The 7,391-nt window shown below is 63.6% G+C and carries 8 protein-coding genes and 1 pseudogene; 3 read left to right on the forward strand and 6 right to left on the reverse strand.

Annotated elements, in window-relative coordinates:
• Positions 1-266: 266 nt before the first annotated feature.
• Positions 267-833 carry a TetR/AcrR family transcriptional regulator gene (locus D2T30_RS22555; RefSeq protein ID WP_206613067.1) on the reverse strand — a complete coding sequence of 189 codons (567 nt, stop codon included), beginning with the start codon at positions 831-833 and terminating at the stop codon, positions 267-269.
• A gap of 146 nt (positions 834-979) precedes the next feature.
• Between D2T30_RS22555 and D2T30_RS22560 the strand changes: the two genes are divergently transcribed.
• Positions 980-1,390, forward strand: coding sequence for a RidA family protein (locus D2T30_RS22560; RefSeq protein ID WP_128210610.1), 411 nt, complete (start codon positions 980-982; stop codon positions 1,388-1,390).
• Positions 1,391-1,851: 461 nt separating this feature from the next.
• Here the strand turns inward: D2T30_RS22560 and D2T30_RS22565 are convergent, their stop codons facing one another.
• The 5 genes from D2T30_RS22565 to D2T30_RS22585 form a co-directional block, all read right to left on the reverse strand.
• Positions 1,852-2,421: a TetR/AcrR family transcriptional regulator gene (locus D2T30_RS22565; RefSeq protein ID WP_128210611.1), complete on the reverse strand. Its 570-nt coding sequence runs from the start codon at positions 2,419-2,421 to the stop codon at positions 1,852-1,854.
• Complete coding sequence (locus tag D2T30_RS22570; RefSeq protein WP_128210612.1) at positions 2,418-2,948, reverse strand: dihydrofolate reductase family protein; 531 nt, start codon at positions 2,946-2,948, stop codon at positions 2,418-2,420. The genes D2T30_RS22565 and D2T30_RS22570 overlap by 4 nt, the downstream gene beginning before the upstream one ends.
• Before the next feature lie 413 nt (positions 2,949-3,361).
• Complete coding sequence (locus tag D2T30_RS22575; protein WP_128210613.1) at positions 3,362-4,462, reverse strand: NADH:flavin oxidoreductase/NADH oxidase; 1,101 nt, start codon at positions 4,460-4,462, stop codon at positions 3,362-3,364.
• Between the two features lie 298 nt (positions 4,463-4,760).
• The gene (locus D2T30_RS22580; protein ID WP_128210614.1) at positions 4,761-5,447 is read right to left on the reverse strand and encodes a type 1 glutamine amidotransferase domain-containing protein; all 687 of its coding nucleotides are present in this window, start codon (positions 5,445-5,447) and stop codon (positions 4,761-4,763) included.
• A 10-nt stretch (positions 5,448-5,457) separates the two neighbouring features.
• Positions 5,458-6,723: an NADH:flavin oxidoreductase/NADH oxidase family protein gene (locus tag D2T30_RS22585; RefSeq protein ID WP_128210615.1), complete on the reverse strand. Its 1,266-nt coding sequence runs from the start codon at positions 6,721-6,723 to the stop codon at positions 5,458-5,460.
• Positions 6,724-6,798: 75 nt separating this feature from the next.
• On the opposite strand from D2T30_RS22585, the gene D2T30_RS22590 reads away from it, so the two are divergent.
• Both D2T30_RS22590 and D2T30_RS22595 read left to right on the forward strand, forming a co-directional pair.
• The gene (locus tag D2T30_RS22590) at positions 6,799-7,164 is read left to right on the forward strand and encodes a MerR family transcriptional regulator (protein WP_128210616.1); all 366 of its coding nucleotides are present in this window, start codon (positions 6,799-6,801) and stop codon (positions 7,162-7,164) included.
• A 69-nt stretch (positions 7,165-7,233) separates the two neighbouring features.
• Positions 7,234-7,391: pseudogene (locus tag D2T30_RS22595) on the forward strand (IS5/IS1182 family transposase); the annotation flags it as partial.

Consider the following 7,391-nt stretch of genomic DNA (forward strand, 5'->3'; position numbering starts at 1 on the left):
CCTGCTGGACACAAAGCCTTGGCTGACCGAACATATTACGAGCCTGAAGTCGGCAGCTGGGCGCGGCCGAAACTTGGCCGCCCGCCCTGCGGGTCGACGAGGACCGGCTCGTAGCTGCCGGTCACCGCCGGATTGCAGCCCTCGCGATAGCTTCCACTCAACGTTACACAGCCCGGTCAAAGCGACATGAGCTGCACTTCGAGCAAAGCTGAAATTGAATGGCGCAAGCCTAAGTCACTGGAGCCTCATGGTGCAAAGAGAGCTTTTCATCGCACCATAAACCCGGAAGCAAGCACCTTGAACGCCTCTTGCGCCCTGGGAAGGGTTGCGGGTGGGTCGTCGCTGGCCGCGATCCAAAGCGCGGCATTGAGAGCGGCCCCGTTCAAAAGCCGTGCCGCCGCCTCTATGTCGACGGACTTCAAAAGCCCTTGCGCAGACAAGGCGATTAGCGCGTTTCGGGTTTCCTCAAGGCAGGCATTCTGGCTTGGCCATTGCGAAGGGTCACCCAGGACGGCGGGTCCGTCCAAAAGCACGATCCGCTGCACTTCGGGATCGAGCGCGGCTTCAATATAGGCGGCTCCTTGCGCCTCAAGTGCGGCCCATCCGGTTCCTGCGCTCTCCCCGGCTTGCATGGCACGTGCTGCCATCTCGCCATCAAGCTGCGCCACAACCGCAGCCAAAAGCCCCTTCTTGTCGCCAAAGTGATGATAGAGCGCGCCCCGTGTCAGGCCCACCTCGGCCGTCAGATCGTCCATTGAAGCGCCTGAGAAGCCCTTTTCTGCAAATGCTTTTCGTCCCGCCGCCAGAAGCCGGTCCCGGGTTTCGGCCATCATGGAGGCGCGACTCCTGGACTGATTTTGCGTCATCCTGTTGACCCTCGTGCTCTGGGATTGACATACGCTGCGTATGTCTATTATACATACGTAGCGTATATGAAATGCGTTTCCTTGTGAAGCCGCACCATAAAAAGGGCGAAAGCATGACAACTCCCACCCCCATTTTCCCAGCCAACCGTCACGCGCTTTATGAGGAGCATGGCTATTCGGCCGCTATCCGCTCCGGCGATCTGCTTTTTGTGTCTGGGCAGGTGGGCAGCCGGGAAGATGGCAGCCCTGAGCCGGATTACACCGCGCAAGCCCGCCGCGCCTTCGCCAATCTCGAAGCCGTGCTCGCTGCAGCGGGATGCAGTTTTGCGGATATTGTCGATGTGACCAGTTTTCACACTGACCCGGAGCAGCAGTTCGGGGCCTTCATGGAGGTGAAAAAAGCGGTTTTTCCGCAGGCACCTTATCCGAACTGGACTGCCGTCGGGGTGAACTGGCTTGCGGGTTTTGATGTCGAGATCAAGGTTGTGGCGCGCGTTCCAAGAACCAGGGGCACGAATGACTGATCGTCCTCGTGCAACAGCTGACCGCATTGAGATGCCTGACGTCCAGCCGCTGCGACTGTCCGGTGATGGCACGAACCGAGTCTGCTCGGTGCGTTGTTCAATGGCATCGTGGCGCAATGTCGTATCCTGAGCTGAATCCCCGCCGCAAGCCTGATGTGCTTCACGGTGATAGCTGCCTTGGCCGTCGCGCCTGCGAACCAAAGCACGATGACCAAACTGAAGCGCTCCACTGCGTCGCCGAAGGCGAGATCGGTCGCTACGTGCGGCCCAAAGCTGCCGATCGTTTTGCTCCGCAGCAAGCACCGGGCGAGTAGGGTATTAGGTCGCCATAGTGTGGTTGATCAAACGCTGAACAGCAAAGCGGCCACTTCCGCGATCTGCGAGGAAGGTGCGAGACGGAGCTTGGCACAAAGCCTAACAGGCCTTTCATGCCATCGCGCATGAGGGCGTATGGCGAACTGTCAGGCGCGAAGCCCGTTCATGAGCTCAGAGAGCGCCTGTCTGTAGTCATACCCCATATCACCGCCTGACCTGTCGCTCTTGCCGTTCATCGCCATGGCGACAGCGATGGCCGCCCCATGGGTGAAATCGACCAGAATGCCGACCCAAAGCCTTGATCGCTGTGGCGTCATACCATCGACGATCAGAAGCTGTCGGATGGACTCTGTGATCCGCAGTGCTTCCTGCGGAAAGGCCTTTGGGTGGGCGAAGATCAGCAGGGTCAGATCGGGGTGGCTCAGGACCCTTGCGTGGTAGGCCAGCAACATTTCCTCGATCCTGGTGCGGGGCGTGCCCTCCTTCGGGTCTGAAACGCCGGAATAAGCCAGGTCCGCCATGGCGGAAATCAGGCCGTCACGATCCCCGAAGTGATGGTAGATGGTCATAGGGTTCACCCCCAGACAGGCGGCCAAAGAGCGCATGGTGAAGCCTTCGCTACCGACAGTTCCGAGCAGGTGAATGGCCTCTGCCAGTATCTTCTTGGAAGAGACGCTCTCCGCATCACGCCCCGGTCTGCCTCTGGGCCGGCTCATGCGGGGATAATGTACCGGGACTGTACCAGCCCCGATGGAAAGCTGCGGGTGGTCTCGTGAACCAGCGCGATGTCGCCAGGAAGTGAGTCAAACAGCCGACGCCCTTGCCCGAGCAGCACAGGAACAGTGGTAATCACCATATCGGCGATCAGCCCGGCCCGCAGAAAGGACTGGATGACACGTCCGCCATCGACATAGACGCGCCGCACGCCTTCGGTCTCGAGATCCTGCATCACCTGCGACGGCGCCGCATCTGTGAACCGCACACGGGGGCCGGTCGGCTGACCGGCTTGTTTCAGAGTGGCGGAGAGGACGACCACCGGCCGGGTATAGGGCCAGGGCGTGACATCCCTCATGCTTTCATAGGTGCCACGGCCCATGACGACGACATCCTTGTCGTCGATGAAGGCATCATAGCCATGATCCTCGGCGGGATCGTCACGCTCGAGCAGCCAACCGATGTCTCCATCCTCGCGCGCGATGAATCCGTCAAGGCTGGTGGCAATGAACACATGGCTCGTGACCATCCGACCCTCCTATTATTTATACTATGTATAATTAATCACACCTGAGGGGGGCATCGTCAATCCCTCAAGCGTCAACACTGCACCGGGCGGGTCGGCAACCCGCGGTGTCGAAACCCAGACTCCAGCGACAAATGACCGAAATCTGCATACTGGCTGGTTGCCTACGGTTGGAGTGCCACCCTGATGAAAGACCCCGCAGATCAGCGGTAATCGCCAAGCTCGGCCCATATTGGACGGCCACCGTTTGGTTCTGCTACCCTGCAGCATTCCCCGAAGCCGACGCTCGAATTTGATGCAGCGTGGAATGCCGCCGAACCCCTTTTCTGGACGCAAGCGACCATTCACCCGAAGCAGGCAACCTACACTGCACGTCTCAATTCGCTGGAGGCTTATGACGGTGTCCCCTCCCGACCTCAGGTATCGAGAAACAATGCCCGGTGGGCACGGGGCTGGCAGCGCAGGTATTGCGGCGCGGCGTGGACCTGTACGCCCAGATGCGCCGCTGCGTGCCAGGGCCAGCGCGGATCGTAGAGGATCCCGCGCGCAAGGGCGACCATGTCGGCATCTCCCGTCGCCACGATGGACTCGGCATGGTCGAAAGCGGTGATCAGTCCCACCGCCACCACCGGCATGTCGACCGCCGCCTTGACCGTGCGGGCCAGCGGCACCTGATAGCCCGGCGCGACGGGGATCTGCTGTCGCGGATCCAGACCGCCGCTGGAGACATGGATGGCCGCGCAACCCCGCGCGCGCAGTTCCTGCGCCAGCGCAATGGTCTGGCCAATGTCCCAGCCTCCCTCGACCCAATCAGTGCCCGAGATCCGGACCGAGACCGGATAATCGTCCGGCACGACAGCCTTCACCGCGTCGAAGACCTCCAGCGGAAACCGCATCCGGTTTTCGAGGCTGCCGCCATACGCATCCTCGCGATGGTTCGACAGGGGCGAGAGGAACTGGTGCAACAGGTAGCCATGCGCGGCATGGATCTGGATTGCGTCGACGCCCAGACGCAGGCTGCGCCGGGCCGCCTCGGCGAACGCATCGCGGATGCGATCCATCCCGGCCTTGTCCAGTGCCTCGGGCGCGTTCCCGTCGGGGGCGAAGGGCTGCGCAGAGGGCGCGACGGTCTGCCAGCCGTTCGGCCGTCCGGGCGGGATCTGCGCCCCGCCCTGCCAGGGCTTGTCGGTCGAGGCCTTGCGCCCGGCATGGGCAAGCTGGATCGCCACCGGAATATCCGACCATCGCCGGATCGCCTTCAGGACCGGGACCATGGCGGCTTCGGTCGCGTCATCCCACAGGCCGACATCGGCATAGGTGATGCGCCCTTCGGGGCTGACCGCGGTGGCCTCGATGGTCAAAAGCCCCGCCCCCGACAATGCAAGCTGGCCAAGATGGATCATGTGCCAGTCGGTCATCCGGCCTTCCTCGGCCGAATACTGACACATCGGCGCGATGACCACGCGGTTCGGCATCATAAGGCTGCCTGCGGCGATGGGGGTGAAGAGTTTGCTCATGGTTCGGCTCCGTCCGGGAGGATCAGGGGAAAGGCTTGCCGCGAAACCAGGGGATTGGCCGCTGCTGCGGAACCCCGGCCGACAGGCCAGTTTCGAGACAAGGATGAGTATCGCTACGCTGTCCGTTCGGTCAACGGCATGAGCGGTCCTTTCCGGCCGACCAGACAGGCCTTATGCCGCAATGCAGCCTTTTCGTCACCGGCTTTTCATGCCGCTCGCGGCAACGCCGACAGGTGAGGGCCGCCCAGGATGGCAGGCCCGCCCACTACGGACCAGGAAACCAAGGACTGGCGATGCGTTATCCCTGCAACAGCCGGGAGACCGCTTTCCCCGTCGCTTTGGCCGAGCTTGGGTTCTGCCCCGTCACCAGCCGCCCGTCGGTGACGACATGCGAGACGAAGGGCAGCAACGCCTTCCGGTAGAGCGCACCTCGATTGATCATCTCGGCCTCGGCATTGAAGGGCATTGCCTTCGACACCCCGGCCAAGATTTCTTCGTGCCAGGAGAACCCGGTGACACGGCGGCCCGCGACGAGGAGCGAGCCATCCGAGAGCCGGGTGTTCAAGAGCCCGCAATAGCCGTGGCAGATCGCGCCGACCACGCCGCCCTGTTCCCAGATCACGCGGGTGAGATTCTGCAAGCCGTCGCTGTCGGGAAAATCCCACATTACGCCGTGCCCGCCGGTGAAATAGATCGCGTCGTAGGCGGCCGGGTCGATCCGGTCAGGGGCCGCAGTCTGCTCCAGCAGAGCCATCCGGGCCGGATCGTCCCGCCAGGCCTTCGCCGAGGCGTCCAGCAGTGGCCATTTCAGCGCGCGGGGTTCCAGAGGCGAGCGGCCGCCCTGCGGGCTGACCAGGTGCTGCTCATGGCCCTCGGCGGCGAAGATGTCCCAGGCATGGGTCAGTTCCGACAGCCACAACCCCGTCGGATGCGTCGGATCGTCGTAATGCGCGACATTGGTCACGACATGCAGGATGCGTTTCATTGCCGTTCCCTCATCTCACCCCGCGGGCCCGCAACCATGCCCGGTATTTGTGGCTGCGCCAAATGGTTCTGATCTGGTCGAGGACCGCCACGCCGGGCGTCCAGGCGCCGGGCTTCGGGGGCTTGCCTGCGCCCAGGCGGCGCAGTTGCAGTTTCGCCATCGCCATGGTGGCGAGGCTGGAGAGCGGTCGGTTCTTCCAGCGGATCACCGGCACCTCGACGACCGCCTCACCCTCACGCCAGCGGTTCGGCAGGTCGGGCGCATAGGCCAGCGACTGCGCAAGGCCCACCATGGCCACGCCCGCGCGGCCATCTTCGGGGGCCAGCGCGGCCTCGGCCGTGGCGCGGCGGCGGATGCCGCCGGTCACGAGGATCGGCATCCGGGCAACCGCCACGATATCCCGGGCGAAATCGACGAAATAGGCCTCGCGCGCCCGGGTGGAGGCGGCGGCGGGGCGGCCGTGCATGGCGGGGCTTTCGTAGCTGCCGCCCGAAAGCTCGACCAGATCGACCGGCAGGTCGTTCAGCATCCGCACCACCGCAACCGCATCCTCGGCACTGAAACCGCCCTTCTGGAAGTCGGAGGAGTTCAGCTTGACCCCCACCCCGAAGCCGGGCAAGACGCGGGCGCGCACAGCTCGGACGATTTCGACCAGCAGCCGGGCGCGGTTCTCCAGAGACCCGCCCCATTCGTCTGTCCGCAGGTTGGTCAGGGGCGACAGGAACTGGCTGAGCAGATAGCCATGGGCCGCATGGATCTGCACGCCATCGAACCCGGCCTGTTCCGCCAGCGCGGCAGTCTCGGCGAAGCGGGCGATCACGCCATCGATCTCGGGCCCGGTCATGGCACGGGGTCTGGCGAACAGGCGTAAGGCGCCCTCCATCTGCATCGGCACCGCTGAAGGCGCAATGGCCTCGGGCGTGGTGCGGGCAAAGACCTGTCGGCCCGGATGGTTGATCTGCATCCACAGCCGCGCCCCATTCACGCACCCCGCCGTCGCCCAGTCCCGGAACGGCTCAAGCGGCTGACGGGCATCGAGGATCACCCCCGCCGGCCCCGTCACCGCATCGGGGGCGACCATGACATTGCCGGTGATGATCAGCCCCGCGCCGCCCTCGGCCCATCGCCGGTAAAGTCTGCGCAGGCTCTCGCCCGGCAAGTGGCGGAGGTCGGCCATGTTTTCCTCCATCGCCGCCTTGGCGATGCGGTTCGGGATGGTCTGACCGTTCGGCAGGCGAAGCGGCTGGAACAGGGGGGATTGGGGCGTATCCGGCATGCGGCGCGATCCTTTCTTGTCGTGTCGCATCGGGATATAGGGTTTGAACCTAGGTTGAAGGTCAAGGGGGGCGAAATGAAGATCGGCGAGATTGCCAATGCGGCCGGGGTGACGACCTCCCGCATCCGGTTCTATGAGAAGCGCGGCATCATCGCCCCTGCCGCGCGTGGTCCGAACGGCTATCGCGATTACCCCGAGGACCTGATCGCGCTCCTGCGCTTCATCGAACAGGCGCAGGGTCTGGGTTTCACCCTGCGCGAGATCGCCAGCGTCGAGGTCCGCTCCGGCCCGCATCCGATCTCCTGCGCGGAAGCCATCGGTCTGCTGGCCAAGAAACGCGACGCGGTCGATGCGCTGATCGCCGAGGCCGAGGAGCGCAAGCGCCGGATCGACAGTCTGATCTCGGAACTGCAGGAGAGCCAGGCCAGGTCGGAGGACTGAGGTCAGATCGGCCGAGGGTGTGTCAAAACCCGTTGGCATGCTATGCTTTCTCGGTAGCGGGAGATCAGCATGGCCGGTTTCATCGAGGGCGTTCAGCGCAGCCAGACGGTGCTTTTCCCCGAGCGGCTGGAAGACTGGATCGGTGAGGATGATCTTGTTCGCGTCGTTGACCTGTTCGTCGATGAGCTTGATCTGTCTGGCCTCGGTTTCGTGCGGTCGATCTCCGC

Origin of the sequence: Paenirhodobacter populi (genome assembly GCF_004022215.1) — a bacterium.
GTDB classification, from domain to species: Bacteria; Pseudomonadota; Alphaproteobacteria; order Rhodobacterales; family Rhodobacteraceae; genus Rhodobacter; species Rhodobacter populi.

Excerpts from the sequence above, each read along its gene's own strand:
- D2T30_RS22580 (WP_128210614.1), bottom strand. The coding sequence starts at position 5,447 with ATGAAACGCATCCTGCATGTCGTGACCAATGTCGCGCATTACGACGAT.
- D2T30_RS22565 (WP_128210611.1), bottom strand. The coding sequence starts at position 2,421 with ATGAGCCGGCCCAGAGGCAGACCGGGGCGTGATGCGGAGAGCGTCTCT.
- D2T30_RS22555 (WP_206613067.1), bottom strand. The coding sequence starts at position 833 with ATGATGGCCGAAACCCGGGACCGGCTTCTGGCGGCGGGACGAAAAGCA.
- D2T30_RS22575 (WP_128210613.1), bottom strand. The coding sequence starts at position 4,462 with ATGAGCAAACTCTTCACCCCCATCGCCGCAGGCAGCCTTATGATGCCG.
- D2T30_RS22585 (WP_128210615.1), bottom strand. The coding sequence starts at position 6,723 with ATGCCGGATACGCCCCAATCCCCCCTGTTCCAGCCGCTTCGCCTGCCG.
- D2T30_RS22560 (WP_128210610.1), top strand. The coding sequence starts at position 980 with ATGACAACTCCCACCCCCATTTTCCCAGCCAACCGTCACGCGCTTTAT.
- D2T30_RS22570 (WP_128210612.1), bottom strand. The coding sequence starts at position 2,948 with ATGGTCACGAGCCATGTGTTCATTGCCACCAGCCTTGACGGATTCATC.
- D2T30_RS22590 (WP_128210616.1), top strand. The coding sequence starts at position 6,799 with ATGAAGATCGGCGAGATTGCCAATGCGGCCGGGGTGACGACCTCCCGC.